The organism is Pseudomonas abyssi, from assembly GCF_002307495.1.
GTDB classification, from domain to species: Bacteria; Pseudomonadota; Gammaproteobacteria; order Pseudomonadales; family Pseudomonadaceae; genus Halopseudomonas; species Halopseudomonas abyssi.
This window is the reverse complement of sequence record NZ_NTMR01000016.1, coordinates 146,618-166,409: the sequence shown is the minus strand read 5'-3', so window position 1 is coordinate 166,409 and position 19,792 is coordinate 146,618. Positions and strand designations below refer to the sequence as shown.

The following is a 19,792-nucleotide window of genomic DNA, read 5'->3' as shown; positions in this document are numbered from 1 at the left end:
TATTCATCGAAATGTCATCCTTTAGAAGCAGTGCGGTAACAAGGAATTTCTACCCTTTGCATCGCGAACCGCAATTGTGCGGCCAGCAATATTGCGAAAGGTGATCAAATGAAGCCCCATCCGATACAGGACGCCGTGCTGCGGGTCGACCGGTTGAGCGTCGTCTATCCAGGCGGCGTGACAGCCCTACGCGATACCTCGATTGCATTTCGGCGTGGTGAGTTCACCGTGCTGCTTGGTCTCTCGGGCGCAGGCAAGTCGACCTTGCTCCGTAGTCTCAATCGACTCGTCACGCCCACTGGCGGCAGTGTCACCAGCGAACTCGGTGAACTCGGCAGCGGCTCGGCCTTGCGTCAGCATCGTCGGCGTACCGCCATGATCTTTCAGCACCACCAGCTAATCGAACGTCAAAGCGCACTGGCTAATGTGCTTACCGGTCGGCTGGCCTTTCACAACACGCTCCGCTCGCTGTTTCCTCTGCCGCGTGCCGATCAGGAGATTGCGCTCAGTTGCCTCGCTCGGGTCGGTCTGGCAGACAAGGCGCTAAGCCGGGTGGACAAACTGTCCGGTGGCCAGCAGCAGCGGGTAGGCATCGCGCGTGCGCTAGCGCAACAGCCGGCGATCATTCTGGCCGATGAGCCGGTAGCCAGTCTCGACCCGGCCACTTCGGTCCGTGTTCTCGGATTGCTGCGCGACATCTGCAAGGAAGACGGCATCACCGCCATCGTTTCGCTGCATCAACTCGAATATGCCCGCCGCTTCGCCGATCGCGTCGTCGGGCTGGCCGATTCTCAGATCGTTTTCGATGCCGCGCCCTCGGAACTCACCGATGCGCAGCTTGAGCGCATCTATGCAGGCCGCTCTACGACTCAGCCAGCGAATGCTCCGGCTGAACCACCTGTCATGCTCGAACCTTCACTGGAGATGTCCCGATGAAACGCTTATCCGCGCTCTTATTGACTTGCTTGCTGTCCGCTGTTTCAAGTTTGTCCGCCCTAGCGGCCGATGCCGATCCGGATGTGCTAAAGGTTGCCCTGCTGCCGGACGAAAACGCCTCCGAGCTGATCAAGCGTAACCAGCCGCTGAAGGATTATCTGGAAGAGCATCTGGACAAGAAGGTGCAGCTGATCGTAACCACCGACTATTCCTCGATGATTGAGGCGATGCGCTTTGGCCGTATCGACCTGGCGTATTTCGGTCCGCTGTCCTACGTCATGGCCAAAAGCAAAAGCGACATCGAGCCCTTCGCTGCCATGGTCATCGACGGCAAGCCGACCTATCGCTCGGTGATTATCGCCAATGTGGCGTCAGGCGTGAATGAGTATGCCGACCTTAAGGGCAAGAAGATGGCCTATGGTGACCGGGCATCGACGTCCAGCCATTTGATTCCCAAAACCGTGCTTCTTGAGACGGCCGATTTGACGGGTGGGCAGGACTACGAACAACATTTTGTGGGCACGCATGACGCCGTTGCCGTCAACGTGGCGAACGGCAACGCCGATGCGGGTGGGCTGTCGGAGGTAATTTTCAATCACGCAGTCGAACGTGGCCTAATCGATCCGAGCAAGGTGAAAGTACTTGGTTACAGCGGCGAATACCCCCAGTACCCCTGGGCGATGCGCTCGAACCTGAGCCCCGAGCTGAAAACCAAGGTGCGGGATGTATTCGTCGGTATCGACGATCCCGAAGTGCTGCGCAACTTCAAGGCCGAGGCCTTCGCGCCAATCACCGACGCCGACTACGATGTGATCCGCAACATGGGATCGCTGCTCGGCCTCGACTTCGCCACGATGTGAGCACCGATATGTCTACTCATTACGACGTGCAGGCGCTGCCTGCAGAGCAACGCGAGCACATCCTTCGAGGCTTCGGCCTCGGTTGGTGGCGCCAGCTGGGGCAGGTGGCGATTGTATTCGGAGTGGTGCTGTTGGCCTGCTGGTACGTGGGGCTGCTCGATGCCACCACGCTGCTGAACGGGCTGCCCTCCATCGCGACCCTGGCAGGCGAGGCCATGCCGCCAGACTTTTCGGGCTATCGAAGCTGGATTCGCCCCTTGATCGACACCTTGGCGATGAGCATCGCCGGTACGGCCATCGCAGTGGTGTTCTCGCTGGTGGTGGCCTTCGTTGCAGCGCGCAATACGGCGCCGCACCCCCTTGTGTTCGGTGTTGCCCGGGTGCTGCTCAATGCCCTGCGGTCGGTGCCGGAGCTGATCATGGGCATCATCTTCGTTGCAGCCGTAGGGTTCGGCGCCTTGCCGGGCGTGCTTGCCCTGGGTCTGCATTCGGTCGGCATGGTCGGCAAGTTCTTCGCCGAGGCCATCGAGCACGTCGACGAAGCGCCGGTGGAAGCCGCTCGGGCGGCGGGGGCTACGCCGATGCAAGTGCTGCTGCACGCGGTTTTGCCACAGGTGACGCCGCAGTTCGCCGACGTGGCGATCTACCGCTGGGAATACAACTTTCGCGCCTCCACCGTGATGGGCATGGTTGGCGCCGGCGGTATCGGCTTCGAACTCATGGGCTCGCTGCGCATCATGCAGTACCAGGAGGTTGCAGCAATCCTGCTGGTCATCCTGGCCATGGTCACGCTAGTAGACGCCTTCAGTGGCGTGCTGCGCAAACGTTTCAAATAGGACAAACCATGCTGCCGAAACTCGTTATAACTCACCGAGTACACGATGAGATCCTGCAACTGCTGGCGCCACATTGCGAGCTGATGACCAACCAGACCGACAGCACGCTGCCGCGCGAGGAAATTCTGCGCCGCTGCCGCGATGCTCAGGCGATGATGGCGTTCATGCCCGATCGGGTCGATGCAGACTTTCTTCAAGCCTGCCCTGAGCTGCGTGTAGTCGGCTGCGCGCTCAAGGGCTTCGACAATTTCGATGTGGACGCCTGTACTGCCCGCGGGGTCTGGCTGACCTTCGTGCCTGATCTGTTGACGGTCCCGACTGCCGAGCTGGCGATCGGACTGGCGGTGGGGCTGGGGCGGCATCTGCGGGCAGCAGATGCGTTCGTCCGCTCTGGCGAGTTCCAGGGCTGGCAACCACAGTTCTACGGCACGGGGCTGGATAACGCTACGGTCGGCATCCTTGGCATGGGCGCCATCGGACTGGCCATGGCTGATCGCTTGCAGGGATGGGGCGCGACCCTGCAGTACCACGAGGCGAAGGCTCTGGATACACAAACCGAGCAACGGCTCGGCCTGCGCCGGGTGGCGTGCAGCGAACTCTTCGCCAGCTCGGACTTCATCCTGCTGGCGCTTCCCTTGAATGCCGATACCCAGCATCTGGTCAACGCCGAGCTGCTTGCCCTCGTACGGCCGGGCGCTCTGCTTGTAAACCCCTGTCGTGGTTCGGTAGTGGATGAAGCCGCCGTGCTCGCGGCGCTTGAGCGAGGCCAGCTCGGCGGGTATGCGGCGGATGTATTCGAAATGGAAGACTGGGCTCGCGCGGACCGGCCGCGGCTGATCGATCCTGCGCTGCTCGCGCATCCGAATACGCTGTTCACTCCGCACATAGGGTCGGCAGTGCGCGCGGTGCGCCTGGAGATTGAACGTTGTGCAGCGCAGAACATCATCCAGGTATTGGCAGGTGCGCGCCCAATCAACGCTGCGAACCGTCTGCCCAAGGCCGAGCCTGCCGCATGTTGAATCCGGTCTGGCTGAAGAGCCTGGTAGCGATCGTTCAAACAGGCAGTTTTCAGAGCGCGGCGAGGGCGTTGGGGCTGGCCCAGCCGACGGTGTCGCAGCACTTGCAGAAGCTTGAAGAGCAGGTCGGCGTAACGCTGGTGCAGCGCAGTCGTAGCGGCTGCCAGCCTACCACACGGGCGCTGGCCTTCATGCCGCATGCGACCGCCTTGCTCGACATGCACGCCCGGGCGCTAGAAGCCCTGCATGGCAATCGTGAGCGCGTCGGGGCCAGCTCCAACATCGGCACCTACCTTCTCCAGCCATTCGTGCGCAACTATCTGACGACCGCAAATGAGAGGGGCGAGGTGGATCTGCGCATCGCCGCCAACCCGGATGTGGCCGACCAGCTACTGGCGGGCCAGCTCGACGCCGCGATCATGGAATGGTGGCTACCTCACCCCGACTTCGAACACCGCCTCTGGCGGGTCGAGCCGCTGGTGCTTATCGTCAGCCCCGACCATGCGCTGGCTGAAGCAGGGTGCATAGAACGTGATCGTCTGGTGGACCTGCCGATGCTGGGAGGTGAACCGGGTAGCGGTACCGGACGGCTTCTGACCGAATACTTTGGCGAACTGGGCGTGCCTCGCAGCGGTATGCAGCTAGGCAGCACCGAGGCAGTCAAACAAGCAGTGAGGGCGGGACTCGGCGTGTCGTTGGTGATGGCTTCCGCAGTACAAGACGAAGTTCGCAGTGGCGCGCTGGTAGCTCTTCCCATCCCGGGGCTTGAAAAGCGTCTCCAACTGATCTGGCGCAAACCGCCCGGAAATCTGCACCCGCCGGGATTTGTGCGGCACTTATTGGCCGGTTAGCGACGGCCTGACTTCGACCGTCGCTATACATGGTCAAACCTCGGTCTGCTCTGCCATTTCCAAGGCGTCGTCGACCTCAATCCCAAGATATCGAACGGTGCTCTCCAGCTTCGTATGGCCAAGCAGAAGTTGAACGGCCCGCAAGTTCTTTGTCCTGCGATAGATCAGTGATGCCTTTGTACGTCTCATTGTGTGAGTGCCATACATGGCCGGATCAAGGCCAATGGTTTGCACCCAGCCTTTGACGATACGAGCGTATTGACGAGTGGATAGATGGTCTGAGGTGTGCAGCCTGCTCGGGAAAAGGCAGTCCTGGCTACGGAGCTGGGCTTGGTGTATCCAGGCCGCGAGAGCAGCCCGTGTTTGCTCAGTAATTTCGAACTGCACTGGTCGCTTCGTTTTCTGCTGCATAACCATTGCTCGTGATGACACATGCTCGCCATGAGCAACGTCGCATACACGGAGCTTGGTTAAGTCGCAGGCTCGAAGCTTGCTGTCGATGGCCAGATCGAACAAAGCCAGATCCCGGGTTCGTTCTGCAAGCTGAAGCCTTACTCGGATGGCCCAGATATCTCTCAGCCGGAGCGGGGTTTTCTGTCCGACCAACTTTCCTTTGTTCCAGGGCCGGCGGGTGCAGGTAGCAGTGATGTTCATGGCAAGTCCTCCACATGTGGGAGGACAAGCATGGCTAGCCAGAGAAGTGGTTGCTAACCGGCCAAAAGCAGTCCTTGAGAGCGATCGACCCGAAGCAGATGGTGTCCACCCGTGTAGCTGGACGGGCTGACCTATGCAGTTCGCTTGCAGCGCTGGCTGTATGCAACATACCGTTTAGCGGGGCGGGGATTGGAAACCTCGTCTCGGCACATTGGACTTGCCCTCAATGTCCGCTGGCTTCTTGACGACTCGTACCCCTGAGACTTCCTAGTCACTAGTGACGGTTTTGGTTGATAACGTGAAACCGCCACTCGGTTAGATTCGCATGGTGCAAAACTATCGCTACGCGGATACCTACGCCTGTGGCGGGGCGTCCAGATCTTCCGTGGCTCATATTGTCATTCGATGCTGGAGCGCGGTTGCGATGCTCAATGAAATGCTGCGACGTGATCGTGAATCATCAGCCATGGCACCGTGGTGGGTTCTCCTTAAAGCGAAGAAGTTTCAAATGCGCCAGCTTCTAGTGTGCGGCTTGCTAAGTTGCCTGGCTTTCGCTGCGCCGGCAGAGGTTATGTCACCGGCGCAATTGCACTTTCTGGAAGTAAACGCTGCTGAACCCGAGGCTACCCAGGCCTGGAGGCGGGGCGTGTACATTTGGGATAGCCGTGCGTTGCTCAATCCTGCTACTCGAACCGACGAGCTGTCTCGCCTGGACCGCACGGGCATCCAACGTCTATATATCGGGCTGAGCGCCGAGCAATTAGCGCAACCGGAAGTTGTGCGGACGCTCGATGCGGTTGCCATAACGCTCAGAAAACGTGGCTTCGAGCCTGTGCTGCTTTTGGGTGATCCAGACTGGATGGCGCCTGAGAACCGCGCTTCGCTGATCGCCATCATTTCGAAATTGAAGTCTGTGTCGTTCTCAGCACTTCATCTGGATCTGGAAGTTGAGCAGCGTGGCTGGCCGGTTCCGGCGAAACATGTGCGTGAATGGCTGGACACGCTAAAGCATGTGGCAGCCGCTAGTCCTTGGCCTGTCGAAATATCGAGCCATTACCGCTGGTTTACTGAGGAGATGGGTGGCTTTCCTTGCGCTCCGTGTGAGCTACCTTCCATCGGTGTAAGTAAGGTGAGTTTGATGATCTACACCCGCAGTGCTGAACGCAGCGCCCAGCTCACGGAGAAAATCGCTCAGCGCTGGCCGGCCGTGCGCTTTCGACTCGCGCAGAGCATAGAGCCTCAGCTTGCGCCTGAAGAAACCTGGGGCGGCGCAGCACAGGCTCTACTTCAAGAGCAGGACAGCTTTTGGCGGGCTAGGCTGCAGCCTTTGGCTGTAGGGGGTATCGACTGGCAAGAGTGGGAATATTATCCAACCGGCCAACAACTATGAAAATCTATTGCTAATAAACGAAACAGCTACGATCCGGAAGCAGCAGGAGCCGGTTGCCGCTCTAACGTTTCCTGCCTCGCATTGCTCCAAGATGCTAATTTTCTACTTGCACCGACGAGGTCTTCGTGCCGTTCGTAAACAAGCCTGCCATCTTGGCACGTGCCATCGCCATTATAGTTCTTGTCAGTTTGCTGATAGTTGCCGTTACCGCTTTTATCGAGCGAAACACATTTGATCGCTTAGATGATCTAAACGGGCCTACTGAAGTGAGCCATATCTCTGACCAGGGGCGTTCCGACTGGAATCGCTTCGCCAGCGGAGAGCCTTCTCGTCTTGCAATCTTGTTGACTGATAAGGATTCCGCTTGGCTCGGCCTGTCTCATGGCCTCAAAAGTATCGGCGTGCCGTTCACTATTACCGATGACGTCGCCGAGGCTACTCGTCATAACGTCGTCCTCGTGTATCCGTTGCTTTCGGGACGCACCCTTGACGATGCTGGGCGCACAGCGCTGCGCCGCCACGTGGAAGCAGGACGGACTCTAATAGCCACACAAGTGCTGGGTGGCGGACTACACGATCTGTTTGGCTTCGAATCGACTTTGGAATCGCGAGCTCACCACAGTATCACCTTCGAACAAGCGCCAGCCCTTGGCTGGATCAGCGATCCCCATGAAAAGACAGTACTGCTTGGCCAGCCTGATCTGCCGACAAGTTGGATCGGCACGCAAACGTATGTGAATGCGCAGCAGGTTTTGGCCAGGTTCGAAGACGGATCCGCCGCTTTGGTCAGAGGAGACAACAAGGCAGGCGGCAGCGCATATGCGTTGGGTTTTGACCTCGGCTTTTTCATCATGCGAGCGCACAACGATCGTAATGACCAAGGCTACCGGGCCTATGCCAATGGTTATGAGCCCTCCGTCGACGTATGGCTGCGCTGGCTCAGGGCTGTCTATCGCCAGCACGAACCGCTAGCCGTCACGATTGGCTCTGTGCCACAAGGCCAACGCCTGGCTGCGGTCGTGACGTTTGATGTGGATTACGTCAAGTCGATGGGCAATCTACTTGCCTATCGGGACTTGCTCGTGCGGGAAGGAATACCGGCAACCTTTTTCCTACAAACAAAATACTACCGCGACTTTCAGGACGAAGGTTTTTTCAACGACCGTACGCTTGCTGCGATGGATGCCTTGGTGGCGGCTGGTATGGAGATAGCCAGCCACTCAGTTAGCCATTCCGACATGTACGCCTCGCTTCCGCTTGGTGATGGGAGCGAGCAATATCCGACCTACCAGCCGAGGGTTAAGGCTCTCGGCGATACGCAAGGTGCGACGGTGATGGGCGAGCTTAGGGTGAGCCGCTTTTTGTTGGAGCAACTGACCGGTCGCTCGGTGGTCTCGTTCCGTCCCGGCTATCTAGCAACACCGCCTCGCCTCCCTGAGGCTCTGGCCGCATCGGGCTATCGCTTTTCGAGTTCAGCAACTGCAGGGAACCTCACCACACACTTACCGTTTTGCACAAACACGCAACGGATGTATAGCGATGAAACGACAGTGTTTGAGTTTCCAATTGCGATTGAAGATGAGATACCGCCGATTATGGATCAGCGAGTCGAGGAGGCGGTTGAGCTGGCCGAGAAGCTTGCCCGATATGGCGCAAGTTACGTGATGCTGCTTCACCCGAATGAAGTTGACCATAAGTACCGCTTCTTGGAGCAGATCCTTCCTCGACTCAAACCATTCGCCTGGTTTGGAACCATGAGCCAGTACGGCAGCTGGTGGGCTGCACGCGATAAAGTCGAGGTCGATGTGCTGGCGCAACGCGGTCAAATTGTGCTCAACGTCCAAGCGCAAGAGCCTATTAAAGATCTGGTATTTGAGTTGCCAACTGGCCTGCGGCCGGTCTCTGGCAGCGCCATGCAAAAGCTATCCGATGGGCGATGGCTGTTCCGCGATATTCCCGCCGGCACGATTATGATTGACTTACATCACTAAAGACGCAGGAAATCCAGGTTCGACTGCGACTGTCACCACGGGCAGGTTTTGGCCGGAGGCGGTCATCGATGACAGGCAGCTGCCGGCCAGCAGCAGTCATGGTCAACTTGAAGAAACATGACGCTTGAATCCAGTTAAATCCGTAGGAGTCCTTGTCGTCCCGCTTTGCGGAAAACCCCACAGCGCTTAAAAGAGCTGCGCATTTTCGGCGCAGCCCTCGTCATTATCTAGATAACGCGCTTGATGGCGATGTAATCACCCTCGGTGCGCAGCGTCAAAGTCACTGGCTTGTCAGTCCGATTACGCCAGAACCAGCCGTGCATACCGTCGAAAGCTGCCTCCAGTACACCGCTGTCCTCTGGCGTAAAGCGACCCTTGCCGTAGCCATGGTAAAAGTCACGTGGTGCGCCGTAGGGATCACCATGGGTGTCGTAGTTCACCTGACCGCCGTTGGCCGTCCAGAAGTAACTCACCTTGGTGCCTTTGAGCATTTCCAGTTTGATCTCCGCACCCTGACCAGGGGCAAGGGATATGCTCATTTCGTGTTGCAGGCGGGCTACTTCTGGCTCTGCTGCTACTTCGTCAACAGCAGGCGTTTGCGCTACGACCGGCTCAGCGGCTACGGGTTCAGGCGCTGGCTGAACCACTGGAGGTGCGGCGACCGCTACCTGTGCAACGGGTGCGGTAACTTCTGCAGCGGCTTCCTCGGCAAGCTGTTGTTTAATCTCACCCATCTGGGTAAGGCCAAGCAGACGACCTGCGCCAGTTGGGTCAATTGCGTATTCAGATGGCATGACCACAGTAACCAGCAGGGCGATGGCCACCAGCAGGGCGATGACAGTCGAGCGCAGCAGCTGGAGACTGCTCGGCAGCTCATTAAGGGTTGGAGCTTTGCTATTGAACATATGAAAATTCCTTACTGAGAAACGATCAGGCCGGTGAGCTGGTAACCCATCAACAGGAAACCGGCGCTCATCATGGCGACGTTGGCTGTGTAGGCATGACGCCAAAAGCTGGCTGTGCGTCGCCAGTACCCCATCAGAATGAGAATCGCGCCAAGGGCGAGTAGCTGGCCGATTTCTACGCCGACGTTGAAGGCGATCAGATTGACGATCAGGCCATCCGGTGAAATTTCAAACTCCTGAATCTTGGTCGCCAGACCGAAGCCGTGCAGTAAGCCGAAGATCAACGTGGCGGCACGTGTATCAGGCTGGACTCCAAACCAGCGTTGAAAGGCTCCAAGGTTGTCGAGTGCTTTGTACACCACTGAAAAACCGATGATGGCATCGATCACGTAGGGGCTGATGCTGATGCTGCTCAGCACCCCAAACAGCAGCGTGATCGAATGCCCCACCGCAAACAGCGTGACGTAGAGGCCAACATCTTTCAGGCGGTACAGAAAGAAGATCACTCCGAACAGGAACAGCAAATGGTCATAGCCGGTAATCATGTGCTTTGCGCCCATGTACATGAACGGAACAAACAGCACGCCGGTGCTTTCCTGTATGAAGCCTTTGTCGCCTTCCGGCACGCCGTGAGCGAGTGCCTCGGGCATGCCGACCAGCATTAACGCTAATACCAGCAGCAAGAGTAACGGTCGCCGCATCGCGCCATATCCGCGCAGAGATAGTGATTGCATAAAAAAATCCTGAGTTGTGGAGATCTGGGCTCTTAGGCCGGTGTCAGAATGCCGATCAGGTGCGTGGTGGTCGCTCAATGCGGGTGGGTGGGCTGATGACCAGCCTCTTGGCATAGCCGAAAGCGGGTGCCTCTGCCTGCGTGCGGGGCGCTCGCGGCCAAGCTGTCAGGTGAGGGGTTTCATGCAGATGGTCTGCGACCAGCGATGAGTGCTGGTGGTCATCACCCGGTTGCAGGCTTTGGCTGCTTAAGTCGTCGTCGCCGCTGTGCGGGTGGCTGTCGTAAGTTGCTTGAGCACCTTGCCCGTTACCGTCTGTATAGCCTGCCAGCGCATGCCCGGCCCATAGCAGCATCGACAGAAGCGCCAGAATGGGCAATGAGCGGGAAGCGGTGAGATGTATCAGCATTGACGACGATACTCAGACTCAGCATCAGAAAAGTTTGTGTTGCTGCATCCCCCCCAGGGGGATAGGATGCTGGTCTCAATATCGTTGCATGAGACTCCGCGATGAGCAAGCTCCAAGGCGAACATAAGCACCAAAGTCATACGGAAATCATCAAAAGGTTGAAGCGTGCTGAGGGTCACCTGCGCAGCATAGTCGGCATGATCGAAGACCAGCGAGCCTGCGTGGATATTGCCCAGCAGTTGCACGCCGTTGAAAAGGCTGTATGCCAGGCCAAGCGCACGCTAATTCAGGATCATATCGACCATTGCCTGGAGCATACCGTCGGGGCACTCACCAATGGTGAGCGGGCACCGCTGGAAGAGTTCAAGCAAATTACCAAGTATCTCTGAGAACTGAGCCATGTCTTCTTTCGCAGAACTTCTGCAGCAGGGCGCTTCGCAGGCTTGGCTGTATGTCCCGACAGCTATCGTACTGGGTGCGTTACACGGTCTTGAGCCGGGACACTCGAAGACCATGATGGCGGCGTTCATCGTGGCGATTCGGGGCACGGTCGGTCAGGCCATATTGCTCGGGTTGGCGGCGACGGCTTCGCATACAGTGGTGGTCTGGCTGGTCGCCATTGGCGGCATGTATCTGGGGCAGAACCTTGACGCTGAAACCACTGAGCCCTATTTCCAGCTTGCCTCGGCAGCGCTGATCATCATCATCGCGCTTTGGATGCTCTGGCGTACTTGGCGTGGCGAGCAGATGTGGCGCTTTGAGCAGGGCGACGATCACCACCATTCACATGACCATGTGCACGCTGAAACCCGTCACATCGACACCGGGCATGGGCGTATTGAACTGGCCATTTTTGAAGAAGAGGTGCCGCCACGGTGGCGTCTGCGAACGCTCAGCGGACACCCGTGGAAGGCGGCAGATGTGCGACTGCAGATCACTCGTGAGAACGGGACTGTTGGGCTCTTCACCTTTGTTGAGCGCGATGGCTACCTGGAATCGGTGGACGATATTCCCGAACCTCATGCCTTTGACGCACGGCTCAGCCTCGGGCACGCCGGGCATTCACATGACTACGATCTGTCGTTTTGCGAGCATGATCACGCTCATGACGAGTTGGAAGGTCTGGAGTTATCGCTGGAGGGGTATCAGGATGCCCATGAGCGGGCGCACGCAAACGACATTCGTCAGCGCTTTGCCAGTCGTAACGTAACCACCGGCCAGGTCATTTTGTTCGGCCTGACCGGTGGGCTGATTCCCTGCCCCGCTGCAATCACGGTGCTGCTGCTCTGTCTGCAGGTTAAGGAAGTTACGTTAGGTGCTGTCTTGGTCCTCGGTTTCAGCATTGGTTTGGCGTTGACGCTGGTCACGGTCGGTGTTGCGGCTGCAATCGGAACACGCCATGCGTCCAATCGCTGGCCTTGGATGGGCGCTGTGGCGCGGCGCGCCCCATATCTCTCAAGCTTGCTGATTATTGGCGTGGGTGTTTACGTCGGTTGGCACGGATGGGCAGGCTTGAACGCCTAAGATCGGCACTCATTCAAAGCAGCGTTACCTGCACCTTTCCCCGCGCCCTCCGTGCTGACTGTGCATGAACCCATAGTTTGGCCGTAGATTGTTACCATAGTCTGGCCGAGAGCCATGGGGAGCTGCGCTAGCAGCTCTGGCCGTCCCGAGCCCCATTAATCTGTCACGGTCTTTTGGCCGGATCCTGCCTGTTGCGATAGGCGCCTTCCGGCCAGAAGCTAACACGCGCTATTTCCGGAACGGTGCAGAGTCTGCCACTGAATGCGGGCTACGATTTGGAGATGCCAACGCCGAAGACGCTTGAATTCGTGCTGACGGACAACAAAATCGTGGCTATTGACCTTTTGCAGTTTTGCTCCACCCCGCGTAATGGCATGATCGGACATAGCCACATACCAAGGAGTAGCTATGGCTCGGAAGTCACCCCCATCCCCGGTTGTTCAACCAAAGGTTCACTTGACGACAGATCAGCTGCAGAAAGGAATTGACCGGCTTGAGCAAAGAATTGCGGATCTTGATGCGTTTGATCTCAACACATTGAAGAATGGGACATCTCCCGAACTCCAGGCTCTAGAGCGCAGTATTGAAGATACGTTGGAGCGCTATTTCGGAGTAAACACTACCGCAGCCAATCGTTATAAAGCGGCGCAGGAGCTGCATTACCATCAGATGATTTGGGTATCTGGAATGCCAGAGCCCAACTACAAAGCACACACAAAAACAAATATAGAAGCGGCGAAAGCGCTGCTAGGCCAAGCGATAAATGCCTTAAAAGCGGACCTTGAAGACCTTGGGCCTAGCCTTCTTGCGCCAGCAACGAAAGCTAGTTCATCAGCGGACTCCTCTCGAGTTTTTCTCGTCCATGGGCACGATGAAGCTGTCCGTGAAACCGTTGCACGCTTCCTAGAGAAGCTCGGCCTCAAGGTGATCATCCTCCACGAGCAGGCCAATAGTGGGCGCACGATCATTGAGAAAATCGAGCACAATTCTGATGTGGGAATGGCCGTGGTGCTGCTAACGCCCGACGATGTTGGCTGCAAAGCGGGCGGCCAGGTGGAACCTCGCGTGAGGCAGAATGTGCTACTGGAGCTTGGTTACTTTATGGGTGCGCTGGGTCGTGACAAGGTCTGCGCGCTGAGATCTGGAGAAGTGGAAATACCTACCGACTTTGCCGGGGTAGTTTGGACAGAGATGTCCGGCGAGTGGAAAACCGCACTGGCACGCGAGTTGAAACAGGCGGGCTATGCAATCGACTGGAACAAGGTTATGGGCTGAATAATCTCAGCCTAAATCCGTCTTTCCTCATGACACTCTGTAAGATAAAGAGGCTTCCCCGTGTCCATAGAATTCCTGGTTAGCACATTCGACAAGGTCAGCTACCTACAAAACCTCTTGGTGGCCCGAGCTACTGGCAATGCTGCGGATCCGAATGAGTATCTCCATCTTCGACGTGAACTGCTGAGTGATCCTGCAATGAGCGCAGCACTCCCAGCATTCGTGAGACAACATGGCTCCCTTGATACTTTTTGGACTTGGATAAAGGGGAAATACCAAACGTACTCCGAGCGGAGAACGTTTCTTTCAGAGCAGTTCACCCCGCTCTTAGACTCGTTGGAATTCTCTCCGCCCTCGCGTCCGACTCCCCCTCCCCAGCTTATACGGCCGAACGGTATTGGCCCCTCTGAATCGCCCCGGCTTTCCTAGAGAGCCACAGACCTGAAATGTCGGCGAACTCAGACCAGGTTTGATCCGTCCGCTTTTGGTCGACTCCTGCCGGTCAAGACGTACCCGTGCGCGGGGCACATCCGATGCAAATGGCTGGTCAAGTCGAATACAAACGCTTGGCCAAGTCAGGTACACTTTTTCCAATTCAGGGCATGGACATATCCAGTCCTCATGTCCATGATTAATGGATTCACCTATGGACAATACCGTAGCATGCCAACCCCAAGTAGGCAGCGGGTTAACCGGTATGTCCATACCCGAAATGATGCCCGTGCTGCTGCGGCTATCAGGGAGACCCCTCGGGCCGCTGCCGCTGCACGCCAGAACAGATACAACGCTATCGCGGCAAACTCTCTGGCCCCCTGCTCGACCGCATCGACCTGCACCTGGCCATGCACAATGAACCCTTCAAGTTGACCGGCGAGACCGGCCGCAGCAAACCGGACACCGCCACCGCCGCCGCTCAGGTAGCCGCGGCAAGGCACGCCCAGCAGCAGCGCCAGCAATGCCTGAATGCCCACCTGGACCTGGCCGGGATTCAGCAGCATTGCGCGCTCAGCGACGCGGACGGGCAATGGCTGGAGCAGGCAGTAGAGCGTTTGGGGTTATCGCGACGGGCCAGTCACCGGGTACTCAAGGTGGCGCGCACCCTGGCCGACCTGGCAGGCAGCCCGAACCTTGAGCGCGCGCACCTGGCGGAGGCATTGCAGTATCGGCAGCTGGACCGCCAGCCGCCGAGGTGAATAATCGGCAAACAGCGCTGAAAAAACGGGCAATAACGGGAAAGACGACTAGAGTAAACAGACAGGGCGGCGCCGGTGCCGACGAGCTGGCGCCAGCGGCGCCGGTGGTCGCCTTGTATCCATTGAGCTGTAAGCCGCTCAGGACAGCAGCCGCACCACGCCGCTCTCTTTTGGCGACGCCTCACGGCCCATCTGATAGGCATCCATGAAGTAGCAGAGTTCGTCAAAGGGTAGCGCCGGGCTGATGAAGAACCCCTGCACCTGATCGCAGCCCAGACTGCGCAGGATATCCAGCTGCTCACGCTGCTCCACACCCTCGGCCACCACTTCCAGCCCCAGGCTGTGTCCCATTTCGATCATCGCGCCAACCAGCTGCCGGTCGGCTGAGCGTTCGGCGATCGCCTTGACGAAGCCACGGTCAATTTTCAGCAGATTGATCGGCAGGCTGTGCAGGTGGACAAAAGAAGAGAAACCGGTGCCAAAGTCATCCAGCGAGAAGCGCAGGCCCAGGCCGGTCATGCCGTCCATGGTCATCAGCACCTGCTCTGGCTGCTGCATGACCGCCGTTTCAGTCAGCTCAAACTCCAGCCAGTGCGGGTCGATACCGGTGCGTTCCAGCAGGCGGCGCACGGTCGACAGCAGCCGGCTGTCCTGGAACTGGCGGAACGACATGTTGACCGCCACATGCACCGGCGGCATGCCGCGCTTTTGCATACGCGCCAGATCGTGACAGGCGCGGGCAATCACCCAGTAGCCCATCGGCACGATCAGACCGGTTTCCTCAGCCAGCGGGATAAATTCACCGGGGCCCAGCAGGCCGCGCTCCGGATGGCGCCAGCGGATCAGCCCCTCGAGGCCGACAATCCGGCCAGTGCCCAGATCTACCCGCGGCTGGTAATGCAGCTCAAACTCGTTGCGCCGCAGCGCCTGACGCAGGGAAGACTCAAACTCGATCAGGCTGTGCGCCTGCAGGTTGATGCGCTCATCGTAGAAGTGGAAGCTGCAGCCGCGTTGCCCCTTGGCCTGCAGCATCGCCAGGTTGGCGTGCAGCAACAGGCTGTCGACGGTCTGGCCGCCCTCCGGATAGGTCGCGATGCCCACGCTGCAGCCCATCAGCAGCCCTTCGTTGCTGACGGTAAAGGGCTCGGCCAGCTCGTTGATGATCTTCTGGGCGATCTGCAACAGGTTGCTGGATGAGGTGTAGTCCTCGATCACCAGCGCAAACTCGTCGCTGCCCATGCGCCCGATGGTATCGGTGTTGCGCAGCACCGCGCGCAGCCGGTCTACCACCTCGCAGATGATGGCGTCGCCGGCGCTGTGCCCGAGGCTGTCGTTGACGTGACGAAAGTTATCCAGATCGACGCAGAACACCGCCAGCGGCTGATTGCTGCGCAGCGCCCGGCGCATCCCCTGCTTGAGACGATCCTGCAGCATCTGCCGATTGCAGCTGCCGGTCAGCGGGTCGTAGCTGGCAGCCCGGTCCAGCGCGCCGCGCAGGCGATGACGCTCCATCGCGTACTGGCAGCAGCGAATGATTTCGCTGGCCGAGGATTGATCCCAGAGGACGTCATTGAGGCCATTACCGATGCGGGAAAAGTCGGGCTCGCTGGCCAGATGAATCACCGGCACGCCGCAATCGTGCAGCAGTGACAGGCTGTCGGAACGCGCCAGCACCGCCTGCACCTCGCCCCGGTCGATACCGGTTTGCAGATGATGCCAGTCTTCGACGCGCTCCAGGGTGAACGGTAGAGCGCCAACCACAGCAAGCCGACGACACAATTGCACGTAGGCACCGTGGTCGGTATCCAGCAAAACAACTCGCTGTGTTGGACTGTCATCGCTCAAGCGGCGATCTCCCCTGGGGTGGAACAAGGCTCTCAGTCGTATCCATGCACGGCTCATGCCGCTATCTGCTTGATTTACCGGGGTCTTTTGCCTGGCTGGCATCAAGTCAGGGATAAATTCAGTCGACTGCGAGTGGTCTCCGATAAAAGAATCTTTAAAATTTAAGTATCTACAGCACTTTTGTGAAGCAAGTTATAGCGAATATCGCGCCAATAACCAAGCCTGGCCGATGGCCGGCACCCGATGCCACCCCGAAGCTGCTACCATTTGCCGCCCTCAGCCTCCGGAGATACCCCGTGTCACGCCTCAACCCCCGCCAACAGGAAGCCGTCGAGTACATCAGCGGGCCGCTGCTGGTTCTGGCCGGGGCCGGCAGCGGCAAGACCAGCGTGATCACCCGCAAGATTGCCTATCTGGTCAAAGAGTGCGGCATCCGCGCGCAACACATCATCGCCGTGACCTTCACCAACAAGGCGGCGCGCGAGATGAAAGAACGGGTCGGCCAACTGCTGCGCGGCCCGGACGCCCGCGGCCTGACCGTCTCGACCTTCCACAACCTGGGGCTGAACATCATCCGCAAGGAACATCAGCGCCTCGGCTACAAGCCCGGCTTCTCGATCTTCGATCAACAGGATGCCACAGCGCTGATTACCGATTTGATGCACAAGGACTACGGCGCCGAAGACGGCATCGAAGGCATTCAGGCGCAAATCTCCAACTGGAAAAACGACCTGATCCTGCCGGATGAAGCACTGGCCCAGGCCAAGACCCCGCAGGAGCAGACCGCCGCCAGCGTCTACATGCACTACCAGCGCACGCTCAAGGCCTACAACGCGGTGGACTTTGACGACCTGATCCTGATCCCGGTGGTGTTGTTTCGCGACAACCCCGACGTGCTGGAGAAATGGCAGTTTCGCATCCGCTACATGCTGGTAGACGAATACCAGGACACCAACGCCAGCCAGTACCTGCTGGTCAAAATGCTGGTCGGCACACAGGCACGCTTTACCGTGGTGGGCGACGACGACCAGTCGATCTACGCCTGGCGCGGCGCCCGCCCGGAAAACCTGGCGCTGCTCAAGGAAGACTTCCCGCACTTGAAGGTGGTCATGCTGGAGCAGAACTATCGCTCCACCAGCCGCATCCTGCGCGCCGCCAACACCCTGATCGCCAACAACCCGCATGTGTTCGAGAAGCAACTGTGGAGTGAGCTGGGTTACGGCGAGCCGCTACGCGTGATCCGCTGCCGCAATGAAGAGGCCGAGGCCGAGCGCGTAGCGGTCGAGATCCAGAATCAGCACCACCAGCACAAGCGTGCCTGGCGCGACTTTGCCATCCTTTACCGCGGCAACCACCAGGCGCGGCTGATCGAACTCAAACTGCAGCACCACCAGATCCCCTATCACCTGTCTGGCGGCACCAGCTTCTTCAGCCGGCAGGAGGTCAAGGACCTGATGTCCTACCTGCGCCTGCTGGTCAACCAGGACGACGACAACGCGCTGCTGCGGGTGATCAACGTACCGCGCCGCGAGATAGGCCCGGCCACGCTGGAAAAACTCGGCACCTACGCCAACGAACGCCAGATCACCATGTACCAGGCCTGCACCGAAATGGGCCTGGGCGAGCGGCTGGATGCCCGCTACACCGAAAAGCTGCAGCGTTTCATCACCTGGCTCGACGGTATCCGCAAGCAGTGCTACGAAGGCGACCCGATTGAGACACTGCGGCGCATGGTGCTGGACCTGGACTACGAAAACTGGATTCGCCAGAACTGCTCCAACGACGAGATCGCTGCCAAGCGCATGGGCAACGTCTGGTTCCTGCTCGACTCGATCAAAAGCATCCTGGAAAAGGACGACAGCGGCGAGAGCAATATCGAGGATGCCATTGCCAAGCTGGTGCTGCGCGACATGCTCGAACGCCAGGAAGAGGAAGAAGACGCAGACCGCGTCCAGCTGATGACCCTGCACGCCTCCAAGGGTCTGGAATATCCGCACGTATTCATCATGGGCATGGAAGAGGAGATCCTGCCCCACCGCTCCAGCATCGAGGCCGACAGCGTCGAAGAAGAACGCCGCCTCGCCTACGTGGGCATCACCCGCGCGCGCAAGACCCTGGCCTTTACCTTTGCCGCCAAGCGTCGCCAGTTTGGCGAAGTCATCGACTGTGCCCCCAGCCGCTTCCTGGATGAAATCCCGCCGGAGGATCTGGAGTGGGAGGGCAGCGAAGAAGCCCCGGTGGAACAGAAACAGGCCCGCGGCAAGGCCGCGCTGTCCAACCTGCGGGATATGCTCAAAGGCAGCTAGGGTCTGTTGACGCTTCGTTCACCCGCCTGCCGAAGGCCACAAAGCAAAACGCCCCGCACAAGGCGGGGCGTTTAGTACAGCGCGAAACGTCGGATCAGAGACCGGACATTTCCTTGATCGCGGCCATCAGCTCTTCGTCGGAGCAGTCAGCACAGGTGCCTTTCGGCGGCATGGCGTTCAGACCGGCGATGGCGTTTTTCAGCAGCTCGTCCAGGTCACCACCGTGGCGCGCGCTCCAGGCAGCGGTATCACCGGCCTTGGGTGCGCCCAGAATGCCCGCGCTGTGACAGGCAGAGCAGAACTTGCCGACAATATCGGCGCCGGAACGCGGACCGGACGCTGCACCGCCGCCACCGGCTACTTCGTCGGCGCAAGGATCGCCAACCAGGCAAACGGTACCAACAGGTTTCAGACGCTCCGCGATGGCCTCTTCGTTCGCTGTTGCCGCGAAAGCATTACCGGCAACCACCGCCAGCATGGCCGCCGAGGCCAGCAGAATCTTCTTCAAAGTCATCACCTTGTGCATCCTCATCATGGCTATATGTTTTGCGCCCAAGTGCATTGCCCGGACAATGAGCGCGAGTATACCGATAAACCCACACCCGACAAAGTGCCAAGCGGTCGCGGCAGACCAACGAATCCCCTCACAGGCATGGACGCCACAGCCCGCAGTGCGTATCATTGCCGCGCTGCAGCGCAGCCCATTCCAGCCACTGGCTAACGGGCTGCGGCCATTGGTCGCATTGAGCGCAGCCACATCACGCACCCGTAGCTCAGCTGGATAGAGTACCGCCCTCCGAAGGCGGGGGTCACAGGTTCGAATCCTGTCGGGTGCGCCACACAAAGCAAAAGGCCCAGCAACCGCTGGGCCTTTTGCTTTGTGTGGTGTGCTGGATGGCCGATTCGGACCTGTCGTTCGACAAATCGCAGCGCGATTTGGGCGGAGCAAAGCGACGGGGCAACGCCCCAAGAATCGCCAGAGCGATTCGCAGCCAATCCTGTCTCGCTTAGACCGCGCCAGGGCCACAGCGCGCCTTCAGCTGTGTAGGGCCTACCGATAACCAATACAA

At 58.7% G+C, this 19,792-nt stretch carries 16 protein-coding genes, 1 tRNA gene and 1 pseudogene; 13 read left to right on the top strand and 5 right to left on the bottom strand.

From position 1 onward, the window contains the following. Window positions 1-108 precede the first annotated feature (108 nt). Genes phnC through CNQ84_RS13200 form a run of 5 tightly spaced genes read left to right on the top strand, consistent with a single transcriptional unit; the run spans window position 109 to window position 4,499 of the window. On the top strand, window positions 109-936 hold the full coding sequence (gene phnC / locus CNQ84_RS13220) for a phosphonate ABC transporter ATP-binding protein (protein ID WP_083728748.1): 828 nt from the start codon (window positions 109-111) through the stop codon (window positions 934-936). Beyond that, window positions 933-1,796, top strand: coding sequence for a phosphate/phosphite/phosphonate ABC transporter substrate-binding protein (phnD, locus tag CNQ84_RS13215; protein ID WP_083728746.1), 864 nt, complete (start codon window positions 933-935; stop codon window positions 1,794-1,796). The genes phnC and phnD overlap by 4 nt, the downstream gene beginning before the upstream one ends. 8 nt (window positions 1,797-1,804) lie before the next feature. Next, a complete protein-coding gene (gene phnE / locus CNQ84_RS13210) occupies window positions 1,805-2,632 on the top strand; it encodes a phosphonate ABC transporter, permease protein PhnE (protein ID WP_010466252.1) in 828 nt (275 codons plus the stop codon). Between the two features lie 8 nt (window positions 2,633-2,640). Next, the gene (gene ptxD / locus CNQ84_RS13205) at window positions 2,641-3,651 is read left to right on the top strand and encodes a phosphonate dehydrogenase PtxD (RefSeq protein WP_063142062.1); all 1,011 of its coding nucleotides are present in this window, start codon (window positions 2,641-2,643) and stop codon (window positions 3,649-3,651) included. Beyond that, the gene (locus CNQ84_RS13200) at window positions 3,645-4,499 is read left to right on the top strand and encodes a LysR family transcriptional regulator (protein WP_096005320.1); all 855 of its coding nucleotides are present in this window, start codon (window positions 3,645-3,647) and stop codon (window positions 4,497-4,499) included. Before ptxD ends, CNQ84_RS13200 begins: the two co-directional genes overlap by 7 nt. A 33-nt stretch (window positions 4,500-4,532) precedes the next feature. Here CNQ84_RS13200 and CNQ84_RS13195 read toward each other — a convergent pair whose 3' ends face one another. Beyond that, window positions 4,533-5,153, bottom strand: coding sequence for a tyrosine-type recombinase/integrase (locus CNQ84_RS13195; protein WP_096005319.1), 621 nt, complete (start codon window positions 5,151-5,153; stop codon window positions 4,533-4,535). A 424-nt stretch (window positions 5,154-5,577) separates the two neighbouring features. Here CNQ84_RS13195 and CNQ84_RS13190 point away from each other — a divergent pair, with 424 nt between their 5' ends. Further along, a complete protein-coding gene (locus tag CNQ84_RS13190; protein ID WP_165771289.1) occupies window positions 5,578-6,543 on the top strand; it encodes a hypothetical protein in 966 nt (321 codons plus the stop codon). Between the two features lie 125 nt (window positions 6,544-6,668). Further along, the gene (locus CNQ84_RS13185; RefSeq protein ID WP_096005317.1) at window positions 6,669-8,534 is read left to right on the top strand and encodes a polysaccharide deacetylase family protein; all 1,866 of its coding nucleotides are present in this window, start codon (window positions 6,669-6,671) and stop codon (window positions 8,532-8,534) included. 227 nt (window positions 8,535-8,761) lie between these two features. Here CNQ84_RS13185 and CNQ84_RS13180 read toward each other — a convergent pair whose 3' ends face one another. Further along, complete coding sequence (locus CNQ84_RS13180) at window positions 8,762-9,439, bottom strand: transmembrane anchor protein (protein ID WP_096005316.1); 678 nt, start codon at window positions 9,437-9,439, stop codon at window positions 8,762-8,764. A gap of 11 nt (window positions 9,440-9,450) precedes the next feature. After that, window positions 9,451-10,173: a HupE/UreJ family protein gene (locus CNQ84_RS13175; RefSeq protein ID WP_096005315.1), complete on the bottom strand. Its 723-nt coding sequence runs from the start codon at window positions 10,171-10,173 to the stop codon at window positions 9,451-9,453. Between the two features lie 507 nt (window positions 10,174-10,680). Here CNQ84_RS13175 and CNQ84_RS13165 point away from each other — a divergent pair. From CNQ84_RS13165 to CNQ84_RS13145, 4 genes and pseudogenes are all read left to right on the top strand, one after another. Further along, complete coding sequence (locus CNQ84_RS13165; RefSeq protein WP_096005313.1) at window positions 10,681-10,968, top strand: metal-sensing transcriptional repressor; 288 nt, start codon at window positions 10,681-10,683, stop codon at window positions 10,966-10,968. 10 nt (window positions 10,969-10,978) lie between these two features. Continuing rightward, a complete protein-coding gene (locus CNQ84_RS13160) occupies window positions 10,979-12,103 on the top strand; it encodes a nickel/cobalt efflux transporter (protein WP_096005312.1) in 1,125 nt (374 codons plus the stop codon). A 408-nt stretch (window positions 12,104-12,511) separates the two neighbouring features. Beyond that, the gene (locus CNQ84_RS13155; protein ID WP_096005311.1) at window positions 12,512-13,378 is read left to right on the top strand and encodes a TIR domain-containing protein; all 867 of its coding nucleotides are present in this window, start codon (window positions 12,512-12,514) and stop codon (window positions 13,376-13,378) included. Window positions 13,379-14,097: 719 nt separating this feature from the next. Continuing rightward, window positions 14,098-14,571: pseudogene (locus CNQ84_RS13145) on the top strand (magnesium chelatase subunit ChlI family protein); the annotation flags it as partial. 138 nt (window positions 14,572-14,709) lie between these two features. Here the strand turns inward: CNQ84_RS13145 and CNQ84_RS13140 are convergent. Beyond that, the gene (locus CNQ84_RS13140) at window positions 14,710-16,473 is read right to left on the bottom strand and encodes a putative bifunctional diguanylate cyclase/phosphodiesterase (RefSeq protein ID WP_096005310.1); all 1,764 of its coding nucleotides are present in this window, start codon (window positions 16,471-16,473) and stop codon (window positions 14,710-14,712) included. A gap of 239 nt (window positions 16,474-16,712) precedes the next feature. Between CNQ84_RS13140 and rep the strand changes: the two genes are divergently transcribed. Beyond that, a complete protein-coding gene (gene rep / locus CNQ84_RS13135) occupies window positions 16,713-18,722 on the top strand; it encodes a DNA helicase Rep (RefSeq protein ID WP_096005309.1) in 2,010 nt (669 codons plus the stop codon). 94 nt (window positions 18,723-18,816) lie between these two features. Here the strand turns inward: rep and CNQ84_RS13130 are convergent, their stop codons facing one another. After that, entirely contained in the window at window positions 18,817-19,236 is a 420-nt protein-coding gene (locus tag CNQ84_RS13130; protein WP_245841398.1) for a c-type cytochrome, read from the bottom strand. A gap of 248 nt (window positions 19,237-19,484) precedes the next feature. Between CNQ84_RS13130 and CNQ84_RS13125 the strand changes: the two genes are divergently transcribed. After that, window positions 19,485-19,561, top strand: a tRNA-Arg gene (locus CNQ84_RS13125). The last annotated feature ends 231 nt before the right edge of the window (window positions 19,562-19,792 follow it).

Excerpts from the sequence above, each read along its gene's own strand:
- CNQ84_RS13130 (WP_245841398.1), bottom strand. The coding sequence starts at position 19,236 with ATGACTTTGAAGAAGATTCTGCTGGCCTCGGCGGCCATGCTGGCGGTG.
- phnD (WP_083728746.1), top strand. The coding sequence starts at position 933 with ATGAAACGCTTATCCGCGCTCTTATTGACTTGCTTGCTGTCCGCTGTT.
- phnE (WP_010466252.1), top strand. The coding sequence starts at position 1,805 with ATGTCTACTCATTACGACGTGCAGGCGCTGCCTGCAGAGCAACGCGAG.
- CNQ84_RS13175 (WP_096005315.1), bottom strand. The coding sequence starts at position 10,173 with ATGCAATCACTATCTCTGCGCGGATATGGCGCGATGCGGCGACCGTTA.
- CNQ84_RS13190 (WP_165771289.1), top strand. The coding sequence starts at position 5,578 with ATGCTCAATGAAATGCTGCGACGTGATCGTGAATCATCAGCCATGGCA.
- CNQ84_RS13195 (WP_096005319.1), bottom strand. The coding sequence starts at position 5,153 with ATGAACATCACTGCTACCTGCACCCGCCGGCCCTGGAACAAAGGAAAG.
- phnC (WP_083728748.1), top strand. The coding sequence starts at position 109 with ATGAAGCCCCATCCGATACAGGACGCCGTGCTGCGGGTCGACCGGTTG.
- ptxD (WP_063142062.1), top strand. The coding sequence starts at position 2,641 with ATGCTGCCGAAACTCGTTATAACTCACCGAGTACACGATGAGATCCTG.
- CNQ84_RS13180 (WP_096005316.1), bottom strand. The coding sequence starts at position 9,439 with ATGTTCAATAGCAAAGCTCCAACCCTTAATGAGCTGCCGAGCAGTCTC.
- CNQ84_RS13155 (WP_096005311.1), top strand. The coding sequence starts at position 12,512 with ATGGCTCGGAAGTCACCCCCATCCCCGGTTGTTCAACCAAAGGTTCAC.
- CNQ84_RS13140 (WP_096005310.1), bottom strand. The coding sequence starts at position 16,473 with ATGAGCCGTGCATGGATACGACTGAGAGCCTTGTTCCACCCCAGGGGA.
- CNQ84_RS13160 (WP_096005312.1), top strand. The coding sequence starts at position 10,979 with ATGTCTTCTTTCGCAGAACTTCTGCAGCAGGGCGCTTCGCAGGCTTGG.
- CNQ84_RS13200 (WP_096005320.1), top strand. The coding sequence starts at position 3,645 with ATGTTGAATCCGGTCTGGCTGAAGAGCCTGGTAGCGATCGTTCAAACA.
- CNQ84_RS13165 (WP_096005313.1), top strand. The coding sequence starts at position 10,681 with ATGAGCAAGCTCCAAGGCGAACATAAGCACCAAAGTCATACGGAAATC.